The sequence below is a fragment of the Methyloversatilis sp. XJ19-49 genome (assembly GCF_024580145.1).
In the GTDB taxonomy this organism is placed as follows: domain Bacteria; phylum Pseudomonadota; class Gammaproteobacteria; order Burkholderiales; family Rhodocyclaceae; genus Methyloversatilis.
In genome coordinates this window covers 100,531-126,963 of sequence record NZ_JANINI010000013.1, presented here as the reverse complement: position 1 = coordinate 126,963, position 26,433 = coordinate 100,531, and the positions used below count along the sequence as shown (strand labels likewise).

Here is a 26,433-nt window from a genome sequence, read left to right as displayed (position 1 = left end):
ACCGAGTGGAAGGAATTCCGCAGCCCGGACTTCGAGCGGATCCGGACGACGCTCAAGCAGCCGGTGATCTTTGACGGGCGCAATCTGTACGAGCCGGACGTGCCGCGCAGCTTCGGCATCGAATACTCGGCGATCGGCAGGCTTTGAGGGCCCACCAGTGAAAGTCCTGCTGACCGGCGCGGCCGGTTTCATCGGCATGCATGTGGCACAGCGCCTGGTCGAACGCGGCGACGAGGTGGTCGGGCTCGACAACCTGAACGACTATTACGATGTGCGGCTGAAAGAGGCCCGGCTGGCGCGGCTGACGCCTCACCCGGCGTTCCGCTTCGTGAAGATGGGCGTCGAGGACCGTCCGGGCATGGCTGAATTGTTCGCGGCAGAAGGTTTCGACCGTGTCGTGCATCTGGCGGCCCAGGCCGGCGTGCGTTACTCGCTGCAGAACCCGAATGCCTACATCGACGCCAACATCGTCGGCTTCATGAATGTGCTCGAAGGTTGCCGTCACACCGGCGTCGGGCATCTGGTCTATGCCAGCAGTTCGAGCGTCTACGGCGGCAACGAGAAGATGCCGTTCTCGGAGGCCGACAGCGTCGATCACCCGGTGAGCCTGTACGCCGCGACCAAGAAGGCCAACGAGCTGATGGCGCACACCTACAGCCATCTGTACGGCCTGCCGACGACCGGCCTGCGCTTCTTCACCGTATATGGTCCGTGGGGCCGACCCGACATGGCGCTGTTCCTGTTCACCCGGGCCATCCTCGAAGGGCGGCCGATCGACGTGTTCAATCACGGTCGGATGCAGCGTGATTTCACTTACGTCGACGACATCGCCGAGGGGGTCATCCGCACGCTCGATCGCGCTGCCGAAGCCGATCCGGCATTCGATCCGCTGGCGCCGCATCCGGGCCATTCGCGCGCGCCGTACCGGGTGTTCAACATCGGCAATCAGGGACCGGTGCTGCTGATGGATTTCATTGCCGCGATCGAGGACGCTGTCGGCATCACGGCGCAGAAGAATCTGCTGCCGATGCAGCCGGGCGATGTGCCGGCGACCTATGCCGACGTGACGGAACTCACCGGTTGGACCGGCTTCATGCCGGGCACACCGATAACCGAAGGCGTGGCGCGCTTCGTGCGGTGGTACCGCGACTACTACCGGGTTTGAGCCGGCGTCCCTACTTCAGCGTGTAATTGACCCACCACTCGCGGGTAAACGTTTCCCGCGTCAGTCTGCCCGGCATCACGAGCGACTTGAGTTTGCGTCCGTCCGCCATTGCGGCGTCGTCCAGCAGCTTGTTCCCGCTGCCTTCGACGACCAGGACGTTGACCAGCTCGCCATTCTCGAAGAACAACTTCAGCTTCAGCTTGCCTTCGATGTTGCGCATCTGCGCCACGCGCGGATAGATCTTGTTCGCTTCGAACGCACGCAGCAGATCGCGACCGAATCCATCGATCAACGCATTCAGATCTTCGGCCGGCGCAGCGGGCACGGGCGGCGCGATGACCTCTGGTGGTGGCGCCGGTGGGGCCGGTGGCGGTGGTGGCGCGTCGATCGGTGGCAGTGGCGTCGGCTCCGGTTGTACCGGTACAACGCGCTCGGCCGGTGNCGATGACCTCTGGTGGTGGCGCCGGTGGGGCCGGTGGCGGTGGTGGCGCGTCGATCGGTGGCAGTGGCGTCGGCTCCGGTTGTACCGGTACAACGCGCTCGGCCGGTGCAGCGGGTGCCGGCGGCGCCGCGACGATCGGCGGGGGGGGCTGACGTGGCACCTCCTTCGGCGGCTTGGGCACCGGTTTTGGCGGCGGCGGTGCCGGCGGGGGCGGCACGACCACGACTGGCGGAGGGGGGGGGGGAGGCGGAGGCGGAGGCGGCTCGATCATGCGCACATCGACCCGGATTTCCTCGGCGTCGGGCGGCTCGGGGGTGTAGTGCGATGCCTGCCACACGACGTACGCATGAAACAGGACGGACAGCACCAGCGCCGCAATCCAGAACGGCGAGCGCAGACCGGAAAAATCCCGGAAGTAGGCGATATAGGGCGGGCGAAGAAGCGAGTCTGGATTCATCTGTTGCGTGCAGACAGGGCCCGGGCGTGTCGAAAGCGGCGAACTGCGAGGCAGCGGCGGACTTTACTTCAATTGGCGGTGCTTGTGACGCCAGCGAATTCTGCCGATCCGGGCCGCTTGCGTGTGCCGGATGGCGGATGGACAAGGCTTGACGCCTCCGGATGACCCGAACCACCAAGACTGAACTCGGGAAATATTCCCGAATATCGGGCGCTCAGCGCAGCGCGGCAGCCGCCTCGGCCACCAGCGCCGGACCGCGATAGATCAGGCCGCTGTAGAGCTGCACCAACTGCGCGCCGGCGTCGATCTTCTCGCGCGCATGACGGCCTTCGGTGATGCCGCCGACACCGATCAGCGCCACGCGGCCGGCCAGCCGCTGCGACAGCGCGGCCAGCACGGCGGTCGAACGTGTGCGTACCGGCGCGCCCGACAGGCCGCCGCTTTCCGCACCGTGCGGCAGCGTTTCGACGCCTTCGCGCGACAGCGTCGTGTTGGTGGCGATCAGGGCATCGATGTGGTGACGCACCGCCGCCTCGGCGATCGCATCGATCTGTGCCTCGTCGAGATCGGGCGCGATTTTCAGCGCCAGCGGCACGCGCCGGCCGGCGCCGGCATCCAGCGTCTGTCGCGCCGCATCGAGTGCGCCGAGCAGCGCATTCAACTCGTCGCTGCCCTGCAGCTGACGCAGATTCTTCGTATTCGGACTGGAAATGTTGACCGTGATGTAGCTCGCATGGGCGTGCGCACCGCGCAGGCCGATCAGGTAATCATCAACGGCACGCTCGATCGGCGTGTCGGCGTTCTTGCCGATATTGATGCCGAGAATGCCGCCGTCGCGCACGAAACGCGATCCTTCGACATTCCGGATCAGCACGTCCAACCCGAGGTTGTTGAAGCCCATGCGGTTGATGATGCCCTGCGCGGCCGGCAGGCGGAACATCCGTGGCTTGGGGTTGCCCGGCTGCGGGCGCGGCGTGATCGTGCCGATTTCGATGAAGCCGAAGCCGAGCCGGGCCAGCCCGTCGATTGCGGCGCCGTTCTTGTCCAGCCCGGCGGCCAGCCCGACCGGATTCGGAAACGTGAGACCCATGCACTGCACCGGCCGGGCCGGCAGGTGCTGCGCCGGAATCAGCAAAGGCGCGCGCGACAGCGTGCCCAGTGCAAGGTCGTGGGCGCGTTCGGCGTCGAGTGAAAACAGCAGCGGCCGCAGCAGCGGATAGAGCATGGGGAAAATCCGGAAGGCAGGTATTCGGTAGGCGGAGGCGGGCGGCGAACAGCCGCCCCCTCATTCGGGCGAGAGGTCGTCGAGCAGGCGCCAGTCGCCGTTCACACGACCTTCGAGCGGCTGGAAGCGCGCCTTGTAGGCCATTTTCGGGCTGTCTTCTATCCAGTAGCCAAGATAGAGGTAGCTCAGGCCGAGCAGTCGCGCCAGGTCGATCTGCCACAGGATGTTGTAGGTGCCGTAGCTGGCTCCCGGCACATCGGGGTCGTAGTAGGTGTACACCGACGACAGGCCGTCATCGAGGATGTCGACGATGCTGACGATGCGCAGCGGGCCATCGGTGGCGTGGCCTTCGCGGAATTCGATCAGTCGCGTATCGACGTGGCTCTGCAGAAGGAAGTGCGAGTACTGCTCGCGCGAATCCTGGTCCATGCCGCCGCCGCTGTGTCGGCTGGACTGGTAGCGCTGGTACAGGTCGTAGTGTTCGTCGCGGAAGGCGAGCGGCGCTTCGCGCGTCTGCAGGTTGGCGTGATGGGTCAGCGCGCGCCGCTGGCTGCGCGTGGACCTGAATTCGTCCACCCGCACGCGCACCGGCGTGCAGGCGCGGCAGGCGTCGCAGTAGGGCCGGTAGGTGAATACGCCGCTGCGCCGGAAGCCGGTGCGGACCAGATCGCTGTACAGGTTGGCATCGATCAGGTTCGAAGGCGTCGCCACCTGGGAACGCGCGGTGCGGCCCGGCAGGTACGAGCAGGCGTACGGCGCCGTGGCGTAGAACTGCAGCGAAGTGAATGGAAGGTCCTTGAGAAGCGCCATCGCGTCGAACGGATTCAGAAGCGGAAGTAAGGTGGAATCAGATCAGTCGGCCAGCGTCCGGGCAGCGGCCCGTCCGAGATGCACTGTGCCATGACGCGGCAGAATTCGCGCCGCGGTATTTCACGACCGCCCATGCTGCCGAGGTGGCCGGTGTTCATCTGGCAGTCGATCAGCCCGAACGCCCGCGTTTCAAGATAGCGCGCCAGATGAACGAGCGCAATCTTGGACGCGTCGCGCTCGGTCGAGAACATCGACTCGCCGTAGAACATGCGGCCGATTGCCATGCCGTACAGCCCGCCGGCCAGCCGGCCGTCGATCCAGGTTTCCACGCTGTGCGCGTAGCCGCGCTCGTGCAGTGCGGTGTAGGCCTCGATCATTTCGTCGCTGATCCAGGTGCCGGCCTGTCCGTCGCGCGGCGCAGCGCAGGCGCGCATGACCGCCTCGAACGCGCTGTCGCAGCGCACCTCGTAAGGCCGGTTGCGCAGTACCTTGTGCATCGAGCGCGTGATGCGGATTTCGGACGGCACCAGCACCATGCGTGGATCCGGACTCCACCACAGTACCGGCTGGCCGTCGGAAAACCACGGGAAGATGCCCTGGCGGTAGGCGTCCAGTATGCGACCCGGCGTCAGCTCCAGACCGGCGGCGAGCAAACCGTCGGGTTCGCGCAGTGCCCGTTCGACCGGCGGAAACGGCGCGCCGGTATCAAGCCAGGGGATCACGGATGGTCCGTGGCCGATTCCGGGTGACGGAAGGCGACCACATGGTCGGCGTCGAGCCGGATGCCGATGAATTCGCCGATCGCGTGGTTGTGGTGCGACGGTACCAGCGACAGCACCCGCCGGCCCGACGCCAGCCGCAGGGTGTACAGGAAATCCGCGCCGCGGAAGGATTTTGCGAGCACCTCGGCGCGCAGCAGTGCCGCGTCGTCGTGCACCAGATCGTCCGGTCGCAGCAGCACATCGACCTGACTGTCAGCCATGCAGCGCGGGCAGTCATCCTCGCAGGCGAACGGAAACTCGCTGCGCAGGATGCCCAGTTCCAGTTCGACTTCGTTGTCGCTGCGCAGCCGGCCCGGCAGGAATACGCCCTGGCCGACGAAATCGGCCACGAAACGGCTTTCCGGTCGGTGATAGAGGTTGTAGGCGCTGTCCCATTGCTGCAGGCGTCCGGCCTGCATCACGCCGATTTCGTCGGCGATCACGAACGCCTCCTGCTGGTCGTGCGTGACCAGAATGGCGGTGATGCCGCGTTCCTTCAGGATGTCGCGCAGTTCGATGGCCAGGCGGGAACGCAACTCGACATCCAGGCTCGAGAACGGCTCGTCCAGCAGCAGCAGTTCCGGGTCAGGCGCCAGCGCACGCGCCAGCGCCACGCGCTGCTGCTGGCCACCCGACAGCTGGTGCGGAAACTTGTCCGCGTGATCGGACAGCCCGACCACCGCCAGCATGTCGTCGGCGCGTGCGCGACGCGCGACACGCGAACCTTCGGTCAGACCGAAGGCGACGTTGTCGGCCACACTCAGATGCGGGAACAGTGCAAAGTCCTGGAACACCATGCCGATGCGCCTGCGTTCGGGCGCGCGATGCGTGGTGGCCGACGACACGATTTCACCGTTGATCGCGATGGTTCCGCCCTGCAGCGGTTCGAAGCCGGCGATGGCGCGCAGCACCGAGGTCTTGCCGCAGCCGGACGGGCCGAGCAGGCAACCGATGCGGCCGCGTGCCAGACTCAGCGAAAGGTCGTGCACCACTCCGGTCTGGCCGTACGCGATCCGGACTGAATCAAGCACAAGTTGTGGCATGGCACCGCAGTCTGAATGCCGTCTCGCGGAAAAACCCGCCGCCGGCCGATATCGATAATAGCTCTCAATTATAATGCCGTGAATCCGCTCCCGGCGCATCGTCTGTTCCGGGGGTGCCCCCTGCACGCACAACATACCGCCCCTTGCACCTGCGTCGCCTCTCTCTGCTGTCGCTGATCGCACTGCTGCTTGCGCTGCTCGTGGCGGCGCCGGTCATTTCGGTGCTGGTCAACCTGCTGCACGGCGGCACTTCGGATACCTGGGCACATCTCGCCTCGACCGTGCTGCCGGAGTATGTCGCCAGTACTCTGTGGCTGTGCCTGTGGGTCGGTCTGGGTACCGCGCTGATCGGCGTGACGACCGCCTGGGCCAGCGTGATGTGGGAGTTTCCGGGCCGGCGCGTGCTGGATTGGGCGCTGGTGCTGCCGCTGGCCACCCCCGCCTACGTGATGGCCTACACCTACACCGACCTGCTGCAGTTCGTCGGCCCGGTACAGACCGCACTGCGCGACACCTTCGGCTGGGAACGCGGCGACTACTGGTTTCCCGATGTCCGCACGACCGGCGGCGCGGCCTGCATGTTCATCGCCGTGCTTTACCCTTATGTCTATCTGTTGACCCGGCAATCGCTGCTCGAACGGGCAGCCGGCCTGACCGAGGCCGCGCGCATGCTGGGGCAGGGTGCCTGGGCGGCGTTCTTCCGCGTGTCGCTGCCGCTGGCGCGCCCGGCCATCGTGGCTGGCGTGTCGCTGGCACTGATGGAAACGCTGGCCGACTACGGCGCGGTGAGCTACTTCGGCGTGCAGACCTTCACCACCGGCATCTACCGCGCCTGGTTTTCGCTCGGCGATCGTGTGGCGGCGGCCCAGCTGGCCGCGCTGCTGCTGGGTTTCGTCGCCACGCTGTTGCTGGCAGAGCGGCTCACGCGCGGCGCCGCGCGCTTCAATGACAGCGGTCGGGCCGGCGCCAGCGCGCGTCGCCACACGCTGGGCCGGAGTGCCGGCTGGCTGGTCACCGGGTTGTGCCTGTTGCCGCTGGCTGCCGGTTTCATCGTGCCGGCCGGTGTGCTGCTGAGCTGGGCGATGTCCGAAGGGGATGCGCAGTTCGGCCAGCGCTTCATCCGTCTCGCGGCGAACAGTTTCACGCTGGCCGCCGCCGCCAGCGTCCTGGCCGTGGCGCTGGCGCTGCTGCTCGCCTATGCCGCGCGCAGCAGCCGCTCGCGCATGGTCGCGCTGGCGCGTTCGGTGGTCGGCCTCGGCTACGCCGTACCGGGTGCGGTGATCGCGGTCGGCATCCTGATTCCGGTCACCCGGCTCGATCATGTGCTGTCCGGGCTCTGGCTGCAGTGGACCGGCAGCAATCCGGGCCTGCTGCTCACCGGCGGCATCGGCGCGCTGATCTATGCTTATCTGGCGCGCTTCCTGACCGTGTCGCTGCAGTCGGTCGAATCCGGTCTGGCGCGCATCACGCCCAGCATGGATGAAGCGGCGCGCAGTCTCGGGCTGGGCGCCGGCGCCACGCTGCGCCGCGTGCACTGGCCGATGCTGCGCGGCAGCCTGCTGACCGCCGCGCTGCTGGTGTTCGTCGATGTGATGAAGGAGCTGCCGGCCACACTGGTCATGCGTCCGTTCAATTTCGATACCCTGGCTACCCAGGCCTACACGCTGGCCAGCGACGAACGGCTGCAGGAAGCCTCGACGGCGGCGCTGACCATCGTCGCGGTCGGCTTGCTGCCGGTGATCATGCTGTCGCGCCAGATCGCGCGGTCGCGCCGGACCTGAAGCCGCTGCGGAAGTGACGTCACCTGTGGGAGCGGCGATCCACAGCTGGTCCTGCATGGCCAGCCGGCTCTGCGGGCGGCGAGCAGTGCTCGCCGAAACCCCCGCGCCGCCCTCGCCGCGAATGGTACCGGCCTTGTGGTAGCGGCGGCCTCGCCGCGATACGCACGCTGCACAACGACCATCGCCGCACTGATCGCGGCGATGCCGCCGCTCCCACACAGGGGCCGCCGCTACCACAGAAATCGCGGTCGTGCAGCGACCATTGTTGTGCAACGTTCGCATCAAAGCGAGGTCGGCTCCTGCCACTGCCGGTGGGGCTGTCCGCATTTCGCGATCCCCGGTCGTGGGTTTGCCGGAGGGGCTTGGCCGGTCAGATTCCGGGCGGATCGACCGGTTCGTTCAGCACCAGCCAGTAAAGGCCGAGCTGGCCGACGGCGTAGATGAACTTCTCGAAATCCACCGGCTTGCGGATGTAGCTGTTGGCGCCGAGCTGGTAGGCCTCGTAGATGTCCTGCTGCTCGCGCGAGGTGGTCAGGATGACCACCGGAAGCAGGTTGGTGCGGGCGTCGGCGCGCACGCGGCGCAGCACTTCAAGACCGTCGACGCGGGGCAGTTTCAGGTCCAGCAATACGACCGCCGGCGCCACGGAGAGGTCACGGCCGGCGTGGCTGCCTGTGCCGAAGAGATAGTCGAGCGCCTCGACACCGTCGCGCGCCACGATGACTTCGTTGGCGATGCGGTTCTTGTTGAACGCCCGCAGCGTCAGCGCTTCATCGTCGGGATTGTCTTCAACCAGCAGTATCGGGCGTTCGCTTGCCATAAGAACCTGTCCAAGGTCATCCGTTTCCGGCCGGAACGGACTCGAGCGTGAAATAAAAGCATGCGCCGCGTTCGACTTCCGCTTCAGCCCATATCCGTCCTCCATGCCGATGGACGATCCGGTGCACGATCGCAAGCCCGATTCCGCTGCCGGTGAAGTCGCCGACCGAATGCAGACGCTGGAACGGTCCGAACAGCTTGGATGCGTATCGCATGTCGAAACCTGCGCCGTCATCTTTCACAAAATACACGAGCTCCCGATCGCGTTGCAAGCTGCCGACTTCGATGCGGGCAGCCTCGTGGCGAGCGGTGAATTTCCATGCGTTGCGCAATAAATTATCCATTGCGATACGCAGCAGATTTGCATCAGCATACACGCGCATCGACGGCTGGATGAGGAATTCTGCCCGCCGCTGAGGTTCGCCGCGCGTCAGCTCTGCAGCAATGTCGTGCACCAGTGCACTGACGTCGACGCTCTCCCGGTTCATTTCATTGCGGGTGATGCGCGCCAGACCCAGCAGGTCGTCGATCAGCCGGTGCATGCGCTGGGTGGCGGCGCGGATGCGCTGCAGGTAGTCGCGGCCGCGGTCATCGAGTTTGTCGGCGTAATCTTCCTCGATCATGCGCGAGAAGCCGTCGATGCCCCTTAATGGTGCGGCCAGATCGTGCGAAATCGAATAGCTGAAGCTTTCCAGCTCGCGCATGGCGGTCAGCAGTTCTGCCGTGCGTTCGCGCACCCGGGTTTCCAGACGCTGGTTCAGCGCGACCACGCTGCGTTCGGCGTCCTTCTGCGCACGGATGTCGAGTCCGGTGCCGAGCAGGTGTGGCAGACCGTCGAGATCGATGCGGTACAGGCTGAAGGCGTGGGCACGCGGTTCGCCATCGGCCGCCAGCAGGTTGGCTTCGAAACTGGCATCGAGATGGACCAGTGCCCGCCGCGCCTGGCGCTTGAGCAGGCGATGGGTTTCGGGCGGAAACAACTCGAGCGTTGCCTTGCCGAACAGGCCCGCCGCCGCGAGTCCGGTGATGGCCTGCAGGTTTTCGTTCCATCTGCGCAACGCGCCCGTTGCGTCGAGCAGGAAAAAGACGCCGGGCATGCTGCGCACCAGCGCGGCCGAGAAATTCTCTTCGCGCCGCGCAACGTCCAGGGCGCGCCGGCGGGCCGTGTCGTCGGAAAAGATCCAGATCGTCTCGCCGCCAGCCTGGACATCGTGTTCAAGCTGCCGCACCGAAATGTAGGCATGCAGCGCGCTGCCGTCGCTGCGGTGCAGGACGGATTCCTGGGCGTGCGGGGCTGGCGCGCTTGACGCAGCGCCCTGCAGCAGGGCGTCGAGATCGTCTTCGTCGTGGAAGAAGCGGCCGACCGTTTCGCCGATCAGTTCATCGCGCCGGCAGGCGAAAATCTCTTCGCAGCGGCGATTGCAGTCGGCGATGCGTCCGTTGCGCGCGTACACGATGGCGACCGGCACGTCGTCGAGCAGTGCCTGCTTTTCGGCAGCCAGGGCGCGCGTGGCCTGTTCGGCACGCTTGCGCTCGGTGATGTCGGTGATCGATCCGGAGAAGCGCAGCACCTTCCCCTTGTCGCTGCGCGTCGCCAGACCGCGGTCGCGTACCCACAGATAGTGACCTGACTCGTGCCGCATGCGGTATTCGATGTCGAACGACTCGCGCCGCAGGAAGTGCTCGTCGATCGCATGTTCGAGTCGCGACAGGTCGTCCGGATGCACCCGTTCGAGCAGCTGTTCGTGGGTCTGCGGCTGCAGCGACTGCTGCATGCCGAGCAGCTCACTCAGCCGCGGAGACAGGTAGTAGCGGCCGGCACCGATGTCCCAGTCCCAGGCGCCGTCGAAAGAACCGCGTACCGCGTGGAACAGCCGCGCCTCGCTCTCGCGCAGCGAATCGAGGGTCATGCGCTCGCGCGTCACGTCTTCGAGCGTGCCGGTCAGACGCACCGCCGTGCCCGCGGCGTCGTGGCTGGCGACCGCGCGCAGGCGGAACCAGCGATAGGTGCCGTCACGGGCACGCAGGCGGATCGGATCATCGCTGCGTTCGATCTCGCGCGCCACCAGGCGCTCGCGCGCACGCCGGACAATGGTTGCGTCGTCGGGGTGTGTCGCGGCGGTCCAGTTGAACTGCTGGCTGAAGCCATCTTCCGCCTCGTAACCCAGCAGCGATGGAAAGCGTGCGCTGTACCAGATGTCGCCGGTGTCGAGCTGCCACTCCCATTCCGCTTCGTCGTGCGACAGCGCGAGCCGTTCGAGCCGTGCCAGTTGCGCGGCAAGGCGGTCGCGCTCCTGTTCCAGCGCTTCACCGGCGGCCGCCAGCGCAGCGTCCAGCGGTGCCAGCGCATCGTCGGCAGGCAGAGGGGCGGCGTCCTGCGGCGTGCCGGTCACCAGCGCACGGGTCGCCCCGGTCAGGGCATTCACCGAACGCGCCAGCCGGCGCTCCACGATCCGGCGCGTACCCTGGGTCACCAGCAGGCACAGTGCGCCCAATGCAAGCGCGGCAAGCAGGAAGGAAAGCAGCGGCGAGTTCGCACCGGTCTGCTGCGCACCGATCGACAGCCAGCCGAGCTGGACGTTCTTGTGCCGCAACGGCCCGTCGGCCCGGATCAGCACGCCCTCCTCGGCGGAACCCGAATGACCGATGCGCAGGACGATGCCGCCCTGATCATCGCTGATGGTCGCGTCGGTGATGACACCCCGCTCGATCGGGTCGCGCAGCAGTTGTTCGATCTCGCCGATCCGTTGCGCCGCCAGCAGCCGGGAGATTTCGCTGGCGATTTCGCCGTGCAGCGCGCCGACGTCGCTGCGCGACGACAGCGCGGCCAGGCCGAGTGCCAGCAGCACGACGAAGCCTGCCAGTGCGACCAGGCGCCACAGCGCGCCCGGCACGCGGCCGGGCGGTTTGACCGGAGGCGTCGGCAGGCCGGGCATCAGCCGAGGTCTTCGGCCCGCAGCAGGAACACCGGCGCGCTGGCCGATGGCGTGTCGAGCCAGACCAGCGGCAGGTCGGGCAGCGCCTGTTCGGTTTCGGCCTGATTGCGACCGACCTCGACCAGCAGCAGGCCGCCCGGATTCAGGTGCACTCGCGCGTCGGCGACGATGCGCCGCACGATGTCCATGCCGTCTGCGCCGGCGCCGAGCGCCATCGACGGTTCGCGCAGGAATTCGTCGGGCAGCGCGGCCATCGCGGCGTCGGTCACATAGGGTGGATTGGACAGGATGAGGTCGTAACGCCGCCCCTTGAGCGGCGAGAACAGATCGCCGTGCAGCAGTTCCACCCTGTCCGCGAGACCGTGCTCCGCGACATTCAATGCCGCCACTTCGAGCGCATCGGCCGACAGATCGACGGCATCGACCTGCGCCTCCGGGAAGTAATGCGCCGCGGTGATGGCCAGGCAGCCCGAGCCGGTGCACAGATCGAGCACATGGCCGGGACCATCGCCCATGTCGTCCAGCCAGGGCTCGAAGCCGTCCTGCATCAGTTCGAAGATGTGCGAACGCGGAATGATGACCCGCGGATCGACCTTGAAGCGCAGCGGGCCGAGCCAGGCTTCGCCGGTGATGTAGGCGGCCGGTTCGCGGTCGGTGACGCGGCGGTCCAGAATCTGCGCGATCGCCAGGCATTCGGGCGTGCTCAGGTGCGCGTCGAGGAAGGGCTCCAGCCGGTCGAGCGGCAAATGCAGCGTGTGCAGCACCAGATAGGCGGCTTCGTCATAGGCATCGACAAAGCCCTGGCCGAAGGCGACGTCTGCCGCGCGCATGCGGCTTACCGCATAGCGCAGCCAGTCGCGCACGGTGTTCAGTTCGGGGGGAGCGGTGACAGTCATGGCAGTTTTCAGGGACCGATCAGTCGGTCGAGCAGGGTGGTATGGATGCGTGACAGCGGTTCGAGGTCGGCCACGGCAACGGCTTCATTCAGTTTGTGGATGGTCGCATTGCAGGGGCCGATTTCAAGCACCTGTGAACAGATATCGGCGATGAATCGTCCGTCCGACGTGCCGCCGGTGGTCGACAGCGTCGCCTCGATACCGGTGACCTCGCGGATGGCTGCGCGTGCCGCATCCACCAGGGTGCCGGCCGGCGTCAGATAAGGCAGGCCGCCGAGTGTCCAGGCGATGTCATGGTCGATCCGGTGGCGATCCAGCACGTCGGTCAGGCGCGACTGCAGCGACGCCGGTGCGCTGGCGGTCGAGAAGCGGAAGTTGAAGTGCGCTTCCAGCGTACCGGGAATCATGTTGCCCGCCCCCGTGCCGGCGCGGATGTTCGACATCTGCCAACTGGTGGGCGGAAAGTGTGCGTTGCCGTCGTCCCAGCGCAGGGCTGCCAGTTCGGCCAATGCCGGACCGAATGCATGGATCGGGTTGCGCGCCAGCTGCGGGTAGGCGATATGGCCCTGCACGCCGCGCACCGTCAGCACCCCCGACAGCGAGCCGCGCCGGCCATTCTTCACCATGTCACCCAGCCGGTCGACCGAGGTCGGCTCACCGACCACGCACCAGTCCAGCCGATCACCACGTGCCGCCAGTGTGCGCACGACATGCGCCGACCCGTGCACCGCTTCGCCTTCCTCGTCTGACGTGAGCAGGAAGGCGATCGAGCCGGCGTGCTGCGGGTGTCGGGCGACGAAGCTTTCCGTTGCGGTCACGAATGCCGCGAGCGAAGCCTTCATGTCCGCCGCACCGCGCCCGATCAGCAGACCGTCGTGGACGACCGGTACGAACGGATCGCTGTGCCACTGATCGAGCGGGCCGGTCGGCACGACGTCGGTGTGGCCGGCAAAGCAGAACACTGGCGCCTCCGTGCCGCGCCGCGCCCACAGATTCGACACGCCGCCCGCATCCATGCGTTCGAGCCTGAAGCCCACGGCCGCAAGCCGCGCACCGATCAGGTCGAGACAGCCGGCGTCGTCCGGCGTGATGGACGGCAGGGCGATCAGCTGCTTCGTCAGCGCGAGGGTGTCGGCAGCGAGCGCGGCAACATCAGTCATCGGCGACGTCCGGGCTGGCCGGCCGCCGCAACCGCTCACCGACCGCCATCTTCCAGATTGAGCGAAAACTCGGCGAACGAGGCGCCGCCGGGCACCGTGGTTTCAAGATCGGGTTCGTCCGCTTTCGGAGCGTCGTTCTTGGGGGGGTCGTTCACGCCGAACTGCGAATTGTTGATGAGCCACGACAGGTTGGTCGGCGAGTCGGAATTCGACAGCGCCTCGTCGAGCGTGATCTCGCCTTCGCGGTAAAGCCGGAACAGGTCCTGCTCGAAGGTCTGCGAGCCGGGCGCCATGCTGCGTTCCATCGCTTCCTTCACGCTGTTGATTTCGCCGCGGTCGATCAGCTCGGAAATGTGGCGCGTGTTGAGCAGGATTTCCACTGCCGGCATGCGTCGGCCGTCCGGCTTGCGCACCAGCCGCTGAGACACGATGGCCTTGAGCGTCACCGCCAGATCGAGGAACAGCAGCTGCCGACTTTCCAGCGGGAAGAAATTGACGATGCGGTTCAACGCGTGATGCGCGTTGTTGGCGTGCAGCGTGGCCAGGCACAGGTGGCCGGTCTGGGCATAGGCGAGGGCGGCCTGCATCGTTTCCAGGTCGCGGATTTCGCCGATCAGGATGCAGTCCGGCGCCTGGCGCATGGCGTTCTTCAGCGCCGGCGCCCAGCCTTCGGTGTCCATGCCGATCTCGCGCTGATTGACGATCGATTTCTTGTGCTTGAACAGGTATTCGATCGGGTCTTCGACCGTCAGGATGTGACCGGACTTGTGCTGGTTGCGGTGATCGATCATCGCCGCCATCGTGGTCGACTTGCCGGAGCCGGTCGAACCGACCACCAGCACCAGGCCGCGCTTTTCCATGATGACTTCGGACAGCACCGGCGGCAGGCCGAGCGTGTCGAGCGGGGGAATGTCGCCCAGGATGTAGCGCACCACCATCGCGATGCTGCCGCGCTGCCAGAACATGTTGACCCGGAAATTGCCGAGGTCGCGCCGGCCGAACGACAGGTTCAGTTCGCGCGTCTTCTCGAAATGCACCTGCTGCTCTTCGGTGAGCATTTCGTACGCCATGCGCTGGATGGTTTCCGGATCCATCACGCGCTGGTTGATCGGCACCGTCGTGCCCTGGATCTTGATCGCGATCGGCGCGCCGGCCGACACGAAGATGTCGGAGGCATTCTTGTCCGCCATCACTTGAAACAGCTTGTCCAGAATCATCGTGCCTCCGACTGCTCAGTGTTTCGCTGCCGGGTGCTGCCCGGCGACATGACGTCATCCGCCATGATTCTGGCGCGTCTCCCGCCGCAGCGGGAGACGATAGTGCATGCGGCCGTGATCAGGACCGCAGAAGTTCGTTGATGCTGGTCTTGGCGCGCGTCTGTGCATCGACGCGCTTGACGATGACGGCGCAATACAGACTGTACTTGCCGTCGCTCGACGGCAGGTTACCGCTGACCACCACCGAGCCTTCGGGCACGCGGCCGTACGTCACCTCGCCGGTCGCGCGGTCGTAGATCTTGGTGCTCTGGCCGATGTAGACGCCCATCGAAATGACGCTGTTGTCCTCGACGACGACGCCTTCGACCACTTCCGAGCGGGCGCCGATGAAGCAGTTGTCGCCGATGATGGTCGGGTTGGCCTGCACCGGCTCCAGCACGCCGCCGATACCCACGCCGCCCGACAGGTGCACGTTCTTGCCGATCTGGGCGCACGAACCGACCGTGGCCCAGGTGTCAACCATGGTGCCTTCGCCCACCCAGGCGCCGATGTTCACATACGAGGGCATCAGCACGACATTCTTCGAAATGAAGGCGCCGCGGCGCACGCTGGCCGGCGGCACCACGCGGAAGCCACCGGCGCGGAAGGCCGCTTCGTCGAAACCGGCGAACTTCATCGGCACCTTGTCGTAATAGCGGGTTTCGCCGCCTTCGCTGACCGTGTTGTCCTGCAGGCGGAAGGACAGCAGCACCGCCTTCTTGATCCACTGGTGGGTCACCCAGTCGCCGTCGATGCGCTCGGCGACGCGCAGCGCACCGCTGTCGAGTCGGGAAAGGACGAATTCAACGGCTTCGCACAGCTCGACCGGTGCATTACCGGGCGAGTACTGGGTGCGGTTTTCAAAGGCGGTTTCGATGATCTGTTGAGCTGCCTGCATATCGGGTGTCCCGTAATAAAGCGTTGAAATGGAAAAAAAATACTGAATGGGTGGCCGGATCGGTAGTCCGGAACAGTCGGGCCGGCGCTCAGAGCGCGTGGCAGAACTGCACGATGCGCTCGGCCGCTTCGAGACACTGACTGCCCGGTGCAACCAGGGCGATGCGGACGAAGCCGGAGCCTGGATTGACGCCGCCGGCGCTGCGCGCCAGATAGCTGCCGGGCAGAACAGCCACATTATATTCGGCGAGCAGCCGGCGGGCGAACACGGTGTCGTCCAGCGCGGCCGGCGTGCGCGCCCACAGGTAGAAACTCGCATCGGGCAGCGGCGCATGCATCACCGACGCGATGCGCGGCTGCACCGCATGGAACTTGGCGCGGTACTGGTCGCGGTTGTCGCGCACGTGCGCCTCGTCCGACCACGCGGCGACGCTGGCTGCCTGCACCGCCAGCCCCATCGCGCTGCCATGATAGGTGCGATACAGCAGGAAGCGCTTGATCAGCCGCGCATCGCCGGCCACGAAACCGCTGCGCAGACCGGGCACGTTGGAGCGCTTCGACAGGCTGGAAAACACCACCAGCCGTTCGAAACCGGTGCGCCCGAGCGCGTGCGCAGCCTGCAGGCCGCCGAGCGGCGGGGCGTCTTCGTCGAAGTAGATTTCCGAATAGCACTCGTCGGACGCGATGACGAAACCGTGCCGGTCGGCCAGCTCGAACAGCGTGCGCCATTCGTCCAGCGTCATCACCTTGCCGCACGGGTTGGCCGGCGAGCACACGTAGATCAGCTGCACGCCTTTCCACCCGGCGTCCGGGATGCGGTCGAAATTGCAGGCGAAGCCGTCGTCCGGCGACTGATTGTAGAAGCGGATCTGCGCGCCGGCCAGCAGGGCCGCGCCTTCGTAGATCTGATAGAACGGGTTGGGCGACAGCACCGCCGCATCCGGCCGACTGGCGTCGATCACGCTCTGCGCGAACGAAAACAGCGCCTCGCGCGAGCCATTCACCGGCAGGACCTGGGTCGCCGCGCTGACCGCCGGCAAACGGTAGCGGCGCTGGATCCAGCCCGCGATACACTCGCGCAGCCCGTCCAGCCCGGCCGTCGTCGGATAGACCGACAGGCCGTCCAGCGCGCCGGTCAGTGCATCCTTGATCAGTTGCGGCGTGGCATGCTGCGGCTCGCCGATCGACAGGCGCACCAGCGGCAGATGCGCCGGGCCGCTGATGCCGGCAGTCAATTCCTTCAGTCTTTCAAAGGGATAGGGCTGGAGCAGCGACAGGTGCGGCGTGACGGGCAGGGTGTCGTTCGGCATGTCAGTCAGAGTGAAGGTCCATCGGTTCGCAGGGTGGTCCGGGCGCATCCGCACCGGTCGTCGAGAATCCGGCGTCGTGCTTGACGTCGTTTCAGGCTTTTTCCCACACCATATAAGTATACGTACACATGCTCGCTTCCCGCGTGCCGCGTTCGCGGCGCCTTCCTTCAGCTGCCCTGCTGTGCGGCGGCATCGTCTGGGGTCTCATCTGGTATCCCTACCGCGTCATCGAGGCGGCCGGCATGGGTGGCGTCACGGCGACCTTCATCACCTACGCGCTGGCGTTCCTGTTCGGCCTGATTCCGCTGTGGCCGGTGCTGCGCAGGACGCGTCCCAGCCTGTGGCTGGTCGCGCTCGCGCTGGCCGCCGCCGGCACCAACCTCGGCTACGTGCTCGGCGCGCTCGACGGCGAGGTGATGCGCGTGTTGCTGCTGTTCTACCTGTCGCCGCTGTGGACGGTGCTGCTGTCACGCCTGCTGCTCGGCGAACGCCTGAGCCGCGTCGGCGCCGGCGTGATCGCGCTGTCGCTGGCCGGCGCCGTCGTCATGCTGTGGCGACCCGAACTGGGCCTGCCGTGGCCGCAGGGTTCGGCCGAATGGATGGGGCTGGGCGCCGGCATCTGCTTTGCCGGCGTGAACGTGATGGTGCGGCGCACCGCCCACATCGCCATCGAACAGAAGGTGATGGCCGTGTTCCTCGGCGTCATCGCCGTCGCCCCGTTCGCCGCCTGGCTGCGCGGCGAGTCGCCGCTGAGCGAAATCGCCGCCATCGGCCCGGAAACCTGGGCCGTGCTCATCATCCTGGGCGGCGTGCTGGTGGTGGTGAATCTGGTCGTGCAGTACGGCATCACCTTCGTCAGCGCCAACGCCGCGATCGCGCTGTTCCTGTTCGAACTGGTCGTCGCCGCCCTGTCGTCGTGGTGGCTGGCGGGCGAGGCGATGGGCGTGAAGGAATGGGTCGGTGGCGCGATGATCATCGCGGCCAGCCTGTTTTCGGGGCATCTGGAGCCGGCGCAGACAGACCGCGAACCGGACGGCAAGGCTGCGTCCCAGTCGTAGTTTGATGCACTCTTCGATGCACTCGGGCCGGGTCGGTGAGTCGCTGATCAGGGGGCGATGACTTCGAGCCGTGCGAAGTAATTCCGGTAGGGCTTCGGGTCGCGGGTCAGAACGCGCAGATTGGACACTGCGGCATGGGCGCCAATGAAGAAGTCGGGAAGCGGTGTATCTCTGGCGCCGCCGCGGCGCCGATACAGTGCATAGGCAGCGGCTGCGAGGGAGGATGCGGCCCACGGCAAGGGTGTCCGCGAGGTGCCATAGATATCCAGCATTGCATCCAGCGCGCCAATGTCCGGGTCGGGAATCAGCAGTTCGGTGTAGATGACGATGTTCACGTGCAGGGGGGATCGCTCGCTGCAGCGCTGCAATTGCTCCACGGCCCACTCATGCCAGGGGCTGGCATCGTCTATGCAGTCCACCCAGACATTCGTATCGACCAGCACGCCGGCCGAACCGTCATAGCTGGCAAGGCTGGGGAGTACCACTATGCGGCACCGTCGGTGGGGTCGTCGCCGCGGATGAAACGCATGATTTCGTCGGCGCCCATCGGCCTGAATTCTGCACCCATACTGCCGCGTACCCGCGCAGCGGCGGCCTTGAGCTGAACGCGGCGGTCTTCTTTGACGCGTGTACCGACAGGCGTGATGACGATCCTGCTGCCTTCAAGGCTGAACGTCACCTCGCTGCCCGGCGCAACGCCTGCGGCGTCGCGTATGTGCTTGGGGATGGTGACCTGTCCCTTTTCGGTGACGAGCATCGCATTCTCACGAGTAGGAATTGGAAGTAAGAATCCTACCGGAGGGCGGCAACCGGAACAACGGAGACGGTTTTCGCACTTGAACGCATGGCATCGACGCGGCGAAGCGTATCGAGCAGATCCAGCTGTGCAGGCGTCAGTTCCACAAACAACGGGTGCGCCGATTCGAAGCTCAAATGGACATCGGGCGTCGTGCGCCCGTTTCGGGCGGCTGCACCCTGAGCCGCCGCGGTCGTGAAGACCGAGCTGTTGAGCGCGCTGTAAGCAAGACCGAATCGTCTGCCAAATCAGCCCCTCAACTTCGCGCCGCATCGTGCGCAATGCTGCGTCATGGCGGCAGAAAGAACCATGTGTGCCCTGGGCTTCTCCCCGCACGCCCGGCATACCAGGCCGTACCTTGCGGCAACCCTTTGCTTCTGGCGCGCCACCCGGAAAATCAAGTAGCCGATGGCCCCGAAAAGCAGCCCCAGAAAAACCGCGTCAAGCCAGACACCTTTGAATCCGGACCGCTCGTACACAAAGGCCAGCGGAACCAGCATCAGCAGGATGACCAGAAGCAGGTTGTCGTTCCGCTTGCCGACCGACGCCAGATCGCGGTCGATGGCGCTCAGACGGGGATCATCCGAAATGTCCCCGTCCTGCTCGTCGTCTGTTCGGTCGTTGTTTCGCATGGTTGTGAACGTCAAGACAGGGTCAATAAGGATAGATTGCGTTTCCTGCCAGGGGAGTCGGCGGACACCGCAATCGCTTCCCCGATTTTCTGGCCTGTGCAGTCATGAAGCGAAGTCGTCCCGGAAGCGGTCGATCTGGTGCATCCGCTCGTGCAGGATGGTGACGATGCCGATGTCGCCGTTCGACAGCCTGCGCCAATAGACGACATGTCGTTCGTAGTGGAAGAAGTAGCCTTCGATGCCCAACTCGGCGGGGATAGGTCTGGACGATGTCCGATGGGTTTCGATGCCATCGAAAGCCTCGAACATTCCGGTGATGTACTGATTCGCCTGTTCTGTGCCCCAGCGATCGCGCGTGTAGCGGTAGATATCATCGAGCCGCCAGGACGCAGCCTCCTGGATCCGGACTCCGGCCACGCCTTCAGCCCCGGTTGCGTGCGATTACATCGGCGGCCGACAGCAGGCGGTACGAGGTCTCCGGAGCGGCAAAGGCATGATCCAGTTCGGCCTTCAGCCGGTGGAAGGCTTCCTGCTCCTTGCGTTCCTTGTCGCGGCGAATCAGGTCCCGAACGTACTCGCTGACGTTTTCGTAGTCGCCATGCTCGCCCACGTTGGCGGCGACGAAATCGCTGAGCGGCCCGCTGAGGCGAACCGTCATGGTTGTCGTAGTGGTCCGGGACATGGGGGCTCCTGTTGCGGTGACCGTGTTCAAAATACTCAATAATGAATACGCGGGCAAGTGACTGCTGCCTTCATTTTTACAGCCGGCTTCGGGTACGCCATCACGCCCGCAGTGTCGATGGCGACGCTTCGCCACGGCTTGGGTCACGAAGCCACGTTTCTCAAGTAATTCGTGGTTCGAAGAATCGGGGCAGGTCAGAGGCACTGGCGATTGATGTGGCGGGCAGCATTCGTTCTGAGCGTGTAGTCGAGGTACTGAGCCGGCTGATCAGCGAACGCGGTGCGCCGAAGTTTCTGCGCTCGGACAATGGCCCGGAGTTCGTCTCGACCCGGTTGTTGCAGTGGGCCGCGGACGAGGGCTTGCAGATGGCGCTGTCGCAGCCGGGCAAGCCGTGGCAGAACGGTACCGATGAGAGTTTCAACGGCAAGTTTCGCGACGAGTGCCTGTCGATGGAATACTTCCGGAACCGCACAGAAGCGCGGGTCGTGATCGAACAGTGGCGGTGCCATTACAACGCAGTACGACCGCACTCTGCACTGGGCTACCTGACCCCGGCGCAGTTCGTCGAATCCCTGTCAGGCAAGGACCACGAAGCCACTTCTCTCAAGTAATTCGTGGTCCGAAGAATCGGGGCAGGTCATATCCTGGAACATATTTGATTGTCAGTTAGAGGACTTGAAAAATGGAGGGTATTGAAATGGATAGTCGCGGCTCTCTGCGAGAGAAGGCTGAGCAAAGGAAATTTATTATGAATTTCGAATGGTAGAAATTCGTTTTCTACACCCAGTCTTCGTGAACCATCGAAAGCCCCCACTGTTTTAAAAGTACAACGATTTTTTGATGACACCAGAGGAAATGAATAAAGTTCTGCGCACACTTTACTTGCTCGGCGGTCTCGTGATGACAACTGCGGCCTGCTCGGCGCAGTCACCGGACATGCCGCCGTTTGATGCCGCCAAGGCTAAGTTGCTTTCGCCCGAGCGGCGGGCGCAACTGGATGTGGCGTTTTTCAACGAGTTTGACACTCGTCGAGAAGGGCCGCCGACCATCGATCATCCACGTGCTGCGCGGGTTCACGAAATGGCCAAGGAAGGGTTCGAGATCGCTTTCTTGGCGGAAAACATCTTCAACCTGGGAGCGGGAGGAGTACCGCGTGTCGAGACGGACGTACCGAAGTTGTGGCGGCGCGTCAAGTTGCTTGCACTGGCTGGAGATCCCTCGGCCCAATGCCTTGTTTGGAACGCCGAACCTATGTTGCGCGAGGAGTTCAGTATCCTGCCGCCACCGGAGCCGGACGAGCCGACTCGTTATCAGATGCTTGAAAAAGCTGCCCTAGATGGGCACCCAAGCTGTATGGGCGACTGGGGCAACTACCAATACCAAAATGACGCCGCGGCACGGGTGCAATGGAATCTCAAAGGGGCGAAAAAGGGGTGTCTGATTTGCCGGTTGCGCTTGGCGTTCGCATACGCTGCCGGTGAAGGCGTGGAGAAGGCCGATGGCGTAGCTTGGTGCTGGATTCTTGAAAGTTGGGCCATTAGCAAGGCAAACACCGTCGTCGGAGATGCGCAGGCCGTGGCCGGGTTAATCCAGCGGGAGTTCCTGGCTCCGTCACAGCAAGTAAAGCGCTATCTTGCCGGAACGAACTGCGAAAACGAGGACCCTGCCGGCGCGAAGATTGATCTGAAATCATCCCTTGAAAGCCTTGTCTTTGGAGTCAGGAAATGAGTGAATCCGTCAATCGTGCCGAATTGGTCGAAGGTGCTCGCCGATGGTATGACGAGTTTTCTCGCCTCAGCCTGAAAAGAGAACTGATAAAGATAGGAAACGGCATTGGGGACAGACCACGATTTCGATAAATAAGATGTTATTCGTGGTGCGTCCCCTATTGTTACCGGTCCGCTGGAATGATTGGTTCGGCGTCATGCGGACAGAGTCTTTCCGTGCACGAAAGTGATGATTTCGTGGACAGTTTTGATGTCTTCCGTCTCCTTGTCCGAGATCTCAATTTCGAAGCGCTTTTCAAGTGCTTCGACAAGAGCAACATCAATCATTGAGTCGCTGTCTAGCAGGAACCGCAAGTTACGCGAGAAGTCATCAACGGGGGTCATTCTGGATACATCAAATTGGAGCTCGTCTGCAATGATTTGCCTCACTCCGGTTACTATCTCGCGCGCTATGCCGGAGTCGTTATAAAACGCTGCATAGAAGTCGTCATTCGATAGCGACTCTCTACCACAAAACGTGTTTTCGAACTCCCTATCCACTCGTCGCCTTTCAAAGAAGAACCAGGCCCCAACAGTAAGAGCGAGGACTGCGATTCCGAGTGCCGTTTTCATGACGCCGAACGTAGAGCTAACCGGCGCTGCGCGGCTTTATCGCGCAGCGTCCAACGAGCAAAGCGAGCGGGGTTGAGCGCCGGGTTGGGCTTCGCGTTTAAGAGCACCTGAGTCTTCCATTATTTTCTCAAACCTAAACATCTCATCGTCATCTCCTTCGTCATGAATTCGGCGTGAATTCTGATGAGGGTCTGGATGGTACTTGTTGTAGAACTCGACAATTTTGAAACCACACTTATTCACATAGAAGTGAATATTTCTTTTCTCGAAATATGGAGTAACAGTTTCCCAGACTTTGGTAAAAGGAAATTCTTTTTCGATCGTTTTCCAGGCTTTCAGCCCCAACCCTTGACTCTGGTGGCTAGTCGCTATGAACAAGAATGACAAGGAGTTCAGTCCGCTCATTTGGTCTATCACTACAACAGCGCCCCCAACACGTTGTTCGTCTGCCATGATCCAGTAAGTAACGGCTCCCGTGGCGTTGAATGACTTTTCAATATCTTCGTCAGAGGGAATTGGTTCTTCAAGTAGGTGCCCAAAGTCTGCCTCTGCCGACACACGGAAGGAATCCTGCAAGGCAGATTTGAACTCGGTGAGGCTGCTGGGTTCAGTTTCTATGAGCTTTATGTTTCCGCTCTCTTCTAGTTCTCTCACTTACTCAACCCTCAACAGATATCAATGATCATTGGAGACCTAAAAATCTAATAGCCATAGTCGAAATCACTGTAGCACCCAGCCACCGCGAACGAACTACAATGAAGTGCGCCGACTAGGGCTGCTGACGCAATTGAAATGCGCATAGCCGTGCTGCTTCCATTCCTAAGGGGCCCAACGTAGAGCTAAGGGGCGGGCCGGAATTTTGGCCCGTCCTATTTAAGCGCCATGTTAGTTTGCGGCGCTCATACGCCTATTCGATCGAGAGCCTCTTAGCACAGAAATCGCTAATACAAAGCCAATCAATCCAAGCGTGGGAGGCTCTGGAATACTTAACGTTGGTATCGCTGAATTGAAACGAAAACTACCAACCATCCACTTGTTTGAGTCACTTTCATCGAGCATCGTGAAGTCAATCGCGAGTTTTTCAATTTCTGGAAGGTCAAATATTCCAGAAGGCTGACCATACTCGACCTCTAACACTTCGAAGAAACCTCCGATGATAGTGTTGCCCCGACCGTTTCCGAAAATATCCATTCCCGGTGTTCCGATGGGATTAAATGGATGACGGGCTACGTCATCATAGTGCCCCAACACTAAGGGAAGGTTGTATGGGTCTGAAAACAACAAGAACCAATCTCTCTGAGGGTGGGATATTGAGTTATGTTGGTAGTCATTTACCATTATTGAAATACCATGGTCATATGTTCTACCTACAATAAAATCGAAAGGGTCTGCGTCAGTCAAGTAAATTGACTCGCCCCCACCGACCCAACTCATAGGGGAGCTAGCATAAAATAGTATGGCATTCGCAGAAATTTGCGGTGACTCGAAAACTAGCAATAAACAAAGATAGATGGAGTGAAAAAGTCGCTTCATTTGAGGAGCTTTCATGAAGAGTGACTACAACATTGAATGTGGTACGGATGCGGGCAGTGGAGTTGCAACCCTTAGCAGAGACTAATGACAAGGATATGACCACGTCAGAGCAGGATTGACAGGCGGCTAACGTCGGAGTTGACCGGCGCGCAACGGCATTGCGCCGCGAGTCGTACGCTCACCAGCACGGCTTGCGGCGCAATGCCGTTGCGTGTCCGCGTCGAACGACCTGTTAGACCGCACGACGCCCCCACTCAGATTGGACTTTCGCCAGCTTCTCAAGATTGATGGGATCGTCAGAGCCAAAAACGTTGTGTGTCGCGACGTACTCCACGACCGCAATCAGGGCGTCGACCTGCTCGGGTGTAAAAGCCTCTTTGATCGGTTCGTCCGCGAGGTTGATCGGGACCATCGCTGCCGCGTCGCCGTCGGGATTCTCAACGGCGGCGCGAAGCCACACTGGCAGGTACGCGTTGTAGGCATCAGGTGACAACAGGGGAAGACTGCCGCAGTACTCCTCGGCAAAGGAACTGGGCACCTCGGACCACGTCCGACCGGCCAGAGCGGAACGAATGGCGGCACATTCGTCGCACTCATGCGGGGTGATGACGTCGACCACCCTACGCTGCGGAAAAGCCGCCTGTAGTTGGTCAATAACCTGAGAAGACACGGCTGTCACCTGTGCGGTCTAACGTCGAAGCTCAGCGGCCGGCGAAGCCGTCCGCTGGAGCGAAAAGTTGTGCCGCTTGCGGACCGCTGACCCCTTATGCATTGCCATTCTCCAGATAGGCCCGAAGACCTTGAACCGAGTTGAACGGGGCAGCGGATTCAAAATTCTGCACCTCGTCCAGCGCTTCCGACAAATGGGCATGGTGATTGGGGGACGCAGCAACAAGCGAGTAGGTGCCGTTACTCGACCCGAACAGACCACGCTTGTTAGGAACTGAAAACTGCGGCTCCAGTGGCTCGCCACGATCGTTCCAAAAGAGCCAAACGGCAGCTTCAACGTCGAGGCCCTCGCAATACGCGACCGCCTCTGCTTGACCAGTGAAGGCGATGAGCGTCAGCTCCTCGGTTTCAACGGCGAAGATCATGCGGCACAACGTGGAGCTAACCGGCGACCGGAATGCCGCGAAGCGGCATGTAGGTCGTCCGTGTTGAGCGCAGGGTTAGACCTTGCCGGCATGTGCCGCACACCTTTCGCATTGGCCAAATTTATTGAGTTCCTGGACGGGGAACATCTCTTCGAAATTTACTTTCGGGATGGTTGCAGGTGTATTTGCCTTTCGCCCGTACTGCTGACACGCCACGCACTGGGTAATCCATTTTCGTGTCCTTGGATCAGCGAGAAACCATTCTTGGGTGCGAGTTACCGATCGCATAGGTAGGTCTAACTTTGTTTTCTGGCGCAGTTTTGCAGCATAACTCCGGACGGTGACGCATAACAATGACGGTCCGCCGGATCGATAGTCTTTTTTTTTCATATACTTACATTGACTCATGCTGTTTCTTCATGCCATTAAAATACCGCAAAAAACGTCAGCAGCACGATGGACGTGTTCAAGGGCGTAAATCAGCGTCCACCATAGCCGTGATCAGCGGATGTCCTGACGCCCGCTGCCATGGCACCGCAGGGTGAACGCCACGCATCGGCCGGGCTGGATTTTTCGCGGCACGGGTAACGGCAGACCCCAGATCACCATTGCCACGGGTTGATGACCGCGACGCCGGCGGCTTCGAAGGGGCGGGTATCGCGGGTGGCGACCGAAAGGCCGTTCGCGACCGCGATTGCGGCGATGCAGGCGTCTGCCGTGGCGATGGCATATCCGGCAGCCCGCGCCAGCGCGATCCGTTCCGCATAGGCGCCTGTGCTGCCCAGGTCGAAGGGCAGGACGCGGCCGGCGAACAGCGGCAGAACGCGCTGTTCAAGATTTTCCTGCAACACAGAGCGCCGTTTGCCTGTCGGCAGCAGCGCAACGCCGGTGCGCAGCTCGGCCACGGTAATGGCGGACAGGAAAAGTGTTTCCAGCGCCTGGGCGTCGATCCACGCGATCACCCGGATATCAGGCGTGTGACGCAGCGGCTCCAACACCACGTTGGTGTCGAGCAGGATCATTCGAAGCTGACCGGACGGGACGGCGTCGGGTCGCGCACCTGATCGAGGATGCCCAACTCGTCATCGGTCAGACCGGCTTCACGACCGATGTCCGCCAACAGCGACCCCAACTTCACGCGGCCCTCCGGGGCCACGGCAGATTCCAGAATGTGCCGTATCTCGGCCTCCATGCTGCGGCCGTGGGTGACAGCGCGCATGCGCAGTGCTCGGTGCACGGCGTCGGGAAGGTTGCGTACGGTAAGCATGGCCATGTTCATCGCACCGCTGGATTGAATGCATGCAGTTTATACTTTTGCATGCAGCGAACAAGGGCCACGCG

General features: G+C 63.1%; 28 protein-coding genes and 1 pseudogene. 5 read left to right on the top strand and 24 right to left on the bottom strand.

What is annotated here, in order from left to right; translation table 11 throughout:
- The first annotated feature begins 157 nt into the window (after window positions 1–157).
- On the top strand, window positions 158–1,165 hold the full coding sequence (locus tag NMQ16_RS15665) for an NAD-dependent epimerase (protein WP_257081797.1): 1,008 nt from the start codon (window positions 158–160) through the stop codon (window positions 1,163–1,165).
- A 10-nt stretch (window positions 1,166–1,175) separates the two neighbouring features.
- Here the strand turns inward: NMQ16_RS15665 and NMQ16_RS15660 are convergent, their stop codons facing one another.
- The 5 genes from NMQ16_RS15660 to NMQ16_RS19410 all read right to left on the bottom strand — a co-directional run bounded on the left by NMQ16_RS15660 (window position 1,176) and on the right by NMQ16_RS19410 (window position 5,903).
- Window positions 1,176–1,490: an energy transducer TonB gene (locus NMQ16_RS15660; protein WP_257081796.1), complete on the bottom strand. Its 315-nt coding sequence runs from the start codon at window positions 1,488–1,490 to the stop codon at window positions 1,176–1,178.
- 788 nt (window positions 1,491–2,278) lie between these two features.
- Window positions 2,279–3,289, bottom strand: a complete 1,011-nt coding sequence (locus tag NMQ16_RS15655; RefSeq protein ID WP_257081795.1) for a quinone-dependent dihydroorotate dehydrogenase — start codon at window positions 3,287–3,289, stop codon at window positions 2,279–2,281.
- Between the two features lie 60 nt (window positions 3,290–3,349).
- Window positions 3,350–4,099, bottom strand: coding sequence for an arginyltransferase (locus NMQ16_RS15650; RefSeq protein ID WP_257081794.1), 750 nt, complete (start codon window positions 4,097–4,099; stop codon window positions 3,350–3,352).
- Window positions 4,100–4,113: 14 nt separating this feature from the next.
- Window positions 4,114–4,821 carry a leucyl/phenylalanyl-tRNA--protein transferase gene (gene aat, locus NMQ16_RS15645; protein ID WP_257081793.1) on the bottom strand — a complete coding sequence of 236 codons (708 nt, stop codon included), beginning with the start codon at window positions 4,819–4,821 and terminating at the stop codon, window positions 4,114–4,116.
- Window positions 4,818–5,903, bottom strand: coding sequence for an ABC transporter ATP-binding protein (locus tag NMQ16_RS19410; protein WP_373566803.1), 1,086 nt, complete (start codon window positions 5,901–5,903; stop codon window positions 4,818–4,820). Before NMQ16_RS19410 ends, aat begins: the two co-directional genes overlap by 4 nt.
- 143 nt (window positions 5,904–6,046) lie before the next feature.
- On the opposite strand from NMQ16_RS19410, the gene NMQ16_RS15630 reads away from it, so the two are divergent.
- Complete coding sequence (locus NMQ16_RS15630) at window positions 6,047–7,684, top strand: iron ABC transporter permease (protein ID WP_257081792.1); 1,638 nt, start codon at window positions 6,047–6,049, stop codon at window positions 7,682–7,684.
- A gap of 370 nt (window positions 7,685–8,054) precedes the next feature.
- On the opposite strand, the gene NMQ16_RS15625 is transcribed toward NMQ16_RS15630, so the two are convergent.
- The 7 genes from NMQ16_RS15625 to dapC all read right to left on the bottom strand — a co-directional run bounded on the left by NMQ16_RS15625 (window position 8,055) and on the right by dapC (window position 16,958).
- Window positions 8,055–8,504, bottom strand: a complete 450-nt coding sequence (locus NMQ16_RS15625; protein WP_257081791.1) for a response regulator — start codon at window positions 8,502–8,504, stop codon at window positions 8,055–8,057.
- Between the two features lie 16 nt (window positions 8,505–8,520).
- Window positions 8,521–11,439, bottom strand: a complete 2,919-nt coding sequence (locus NMQ16_RS15620) for a PAS domain-containing protein (RefSeq protein WP_257081790.1) — start codon at window positions 11,437–11,439, stop codon at window positions 8,521–8,523.
- A complete protein-coding gene (prmB, locus tag NMQ16_RS15615) occupies window positions 11,439–12,335 on the bottom strand; it encodes a 50S ribosomal protein L3 N(5)-glutamine methyltransferase (RefSeq protein ID WP_257081789.1) in 897 nt (298 codons plus the stop codon). The genes NMQ16_RS15620 and prmB overlap by 1 nt, the downstream gene beginning before the upstream one ends.
- Window positions 12,336–12,343: 8 nt before the next feature.
- Window positions 12,344–13,495, bottom strand: coding sequence for a succinyl-diaminopimelate desuccinylase (gene dapE, locus NMQ16_RS15610; RefSeq protein WP_257081788.1), 1,152 nt, complete (start codon window positions 13,493–13,495; stop codon window positions 12,344–12,346).
- Window positions 13,496–13,530: 35 nt separating this feature from the next.
- Window positions 13,531–14,712 carry a PilT/PilU family type 4a pilus ATPase gene (locus tag NMQ16_RS15605; RefSeq protein ID WP_257081786.1) on the bottom strand — a complete coding sequence of 394 codons (1,182 nt, stop codon included), beginning with the start codon at window positions 14,710–14,712 and terminating at the stop codon, window positions 13,531–13,533.
- A gap of 118 nt (window positions 14,713–14,830) precedes the next feature.
- On the bottom strand, window positions 14,831–15,649 hold the full coding sequence (gene dapD / locus NMQ16_RS15600) for a 2,3,4,5-tetrahydropyridine-2,6-dicarboxylate N-succinyltransferase (protein WP_257081785.1): 819 nt from the start codon (window positions 15,647–15,649) through the stop codon (window positions 14,831–14,833).
- Window positions 15,650–15,737: 88 nt separating this feature from the next.
- The gene (dapC, locus tag NMQ16_RS15595; protein ID WP_257081784.1) at window positions 15,738–16,958 is read right to left on the bottom strand and encodes a succinyldiaminopimelate transaminase; all 1,221 of its coding nucleotides are present in this window, start codon (window positions 16,956–16,958) and stop codon (window positions 15,738–15,740) included.
- Between the two features lie 128 nt (window positions 16,959–17,086).
- Here dapC and NMQ16_RS15590 point away from each other — a divergent pair, with 128 nt between their 5' ends.
- Entirely contained in the window at window positions 17,087–18,016 is a 930-nt protein-coding gene (locus tag NMQ16_RS15590) for a DMT family transporter (protein WP_257081783.1), read from the top strand.
- A 47-nt stretch (window positions 18,017–18,063) separates the two neighbouring features.
- Here the strand turns inward: NMQ16_RS15590 and NMQ16_RS15585 are convergent, their stop codons facing one another.
- The 5 genes from NMQ16_RS15585 to NMQ16_RS15565 all read right to left on the bottom strand — a co-directional run bounded on the left by NMQ16_RS15585 (window position 18,064) and on the right by NMQ16_RS15565 (window position 20,126).
- Window positions 18,064–18,501, bottom strand: a complete 438-nt coding sequence (locus NMQ16_RS15585; RefSeq protein ID WP_257081782.1) for a type II toxin-antitoxin system VapC family toxin — start codon at window positions 18,499–18,501, stop codon at window positions 18,064–18,066.
- On the bottom strand, window positions 18,501–18,773 hold the full coding sequence (locus NMQ16_RS15580) for an AbrB/MazE/SpoVT family DNA-binding domain-containing protein (RefSeq protein WP_257081781.1): 273 nt from the start codon (window positions 18,771–18,773) through the stop codon (window positions 18,501–18,503). The genes NMQ16_RS15585 and NMQ16_RS15580 overlap by 1 nt, the downstream gene beginning before the upstream one ends.
- A gap of 287 nt (window positions 18,774–19,060) precedes the next feature.
- Window positions 19,061–19,444: a hypothetical protein gene (locus NMQ16_RS15575; protein WP_257081780.1), complete on the bottom strand. Its 384-nt coding sequence runs from the start codon at window positions 19,442–19,444 to the stop codon at window positions 19,061–19,063.
- Window positions 19,445–19,546: 102 nt separating this feature from the next.
- Window positions 19,547–19,861, bottom strand: coding sequence for a type II toxin-antitoxin system RelE/ParE family toxin (locus tag NMQ16_RS15570; RefSeq protein WP_257081779.1), 315 nt, complete (start codon window positions 19,859–19,861; stop codon window positions 19,547–19,549).
- A gap of 4 nt (window positions 19,862–19,865) precedes the next feature.
- Window positions 19,866–20,126, bottom strand: coding sequence for an addiction module antitoxin (locus tag NMQ16_RS15565; RefSeq protein WP_257081778.1), 261 nt, complete (start codon window positions 20,124–20,126; stop codon window positions 19,866–19,868).
- A gap of 197 nt (window positions 20,127–20,323) precedes the next feature.
- On the opposite strand from NMQ16_RS15565, the pseudogene NMQ16_RS15560 reads away from it, so the two are divergent.
- Together NMQ16_RS15560 and NMQ16_RS15555 are read left to right on the top strand one after the other, a co-directional pair.
- A pseudogene (locus NMQ16_RS15560) lies at window positions 20,324–20,737 on the top strand (integrase core domain-containing protein); the annotation flags it as partial.
- Between the two features lie 229 nt (window positions 20,738–20,966).
- Window positions 20,967–21,854, top strand: coding sequence for a hypothetical protein (locus NMQ16_RS15555; protein ID WP_257081777.1), 888 nt, complete (start codon window positions 20,967–20,969; stop codon window positions 21,852–21,854).
- Between the two features lie 194 nt (window positions 21,855–22,048).
- On the opposite strand, the gene NMQ16_RS15550 is transcribed toward NMQ16_RS15555, so the two are convergent.
- From NMQ16_RS15550 to NMQ16_RS15520, 7 genes are all read right to left on the bottom strand, one after another.
- Window positions 22,049–22,465, bottom strand: coding sequence for an acyl carrier protein (locus NMQ16_RS15550; RefSeq protein ID WP_257081776.1), 417 nt, complete (start codon window positions 22,463–22,465; stop codon window positions 22,049–22,051).
- A gap of 36 nt (window positions 22,466–22,501) precedes the next feature.
- Window positions 22,502–23,119, bottom strand: coding sequence for a GNAT family N-acetyltransferase (locus NMQ16_RS15545; RefSeq protein ID WP_257081775.1), 618 nt, complete (start codon window positions 23,117–23,119; stop codon window positions 22,502–22,504).
- 231 nt (window positions 23,120–23,350) lie between these two features.
- The gene (locus tag NMQ16_RS15540) at window positions 23,351–23,866 is read right to left on the bottom strand and encodes a hypothetical protein (RefSeq protein WP_257081774.1); all 516 of its coding nucleotides are present in this window, start codon (window positions 23,864–23,866) and stop codon (window positions 23,351–23,353) included.
- Between the two features lie 364 nt (window positions 23,867–24,230).
- On the bottom strand, window positions 24,231–24,668 hold the full coding sequence (locus NMQ16_RS15535) for a DUF6714 family protein (RefSeq protein WP_257081773.1): 438 nt from the start codon (window positions 24,666–24,668) through the stop codon (window positions 24,231–24,233).
- 94 nt (window positions 24,669–24,762) lie between these two features.
- The gene (locus NMQ16_RS15530) at window positions 24,763–25,092 is read right to left on the bottom strand and encodes a hypothetical protein (RefSeq protein ID WP_257081772.1); all 330 of its coding nucleotides are present in this window, start codon (window positions 25,090–25,092) and stop codon (window positions 24,763–24,765) included.
- Between the two features lie 602 nt (window positions 25,093–25,694).
- Window positions 25,695–26,114 (bottom strand): type II toxin-antitoxin system VapC family toxin, encoded by a 420-nt coding sequence (locus NMQ16_RS15525; RefSeq protein WP_257081771.1) that lies wholly within the window; start codon window positions 26,112–26,114, stop codon window positions 25,695–25,697.
- The gene (locus NMQ16_RS15520; RefSeq protein ID WP_257081770.1) at window positions 26,111–26,365 is read right to left on the bottom strand and encodes an Arc family DNA-binding protein; all 255 of its coding nucleotides are present in this window, start codon (window positions 26,363–26,365) and stop codon (window positions 26,111–26,113) included. Before NMQ16_RS15520 ends, NMQ16_RS15525 begins: the two co-directional genes overlap by 4 nt.
- Window positions 26,366–26,433 lie beyond the last annotated feature (68 nt).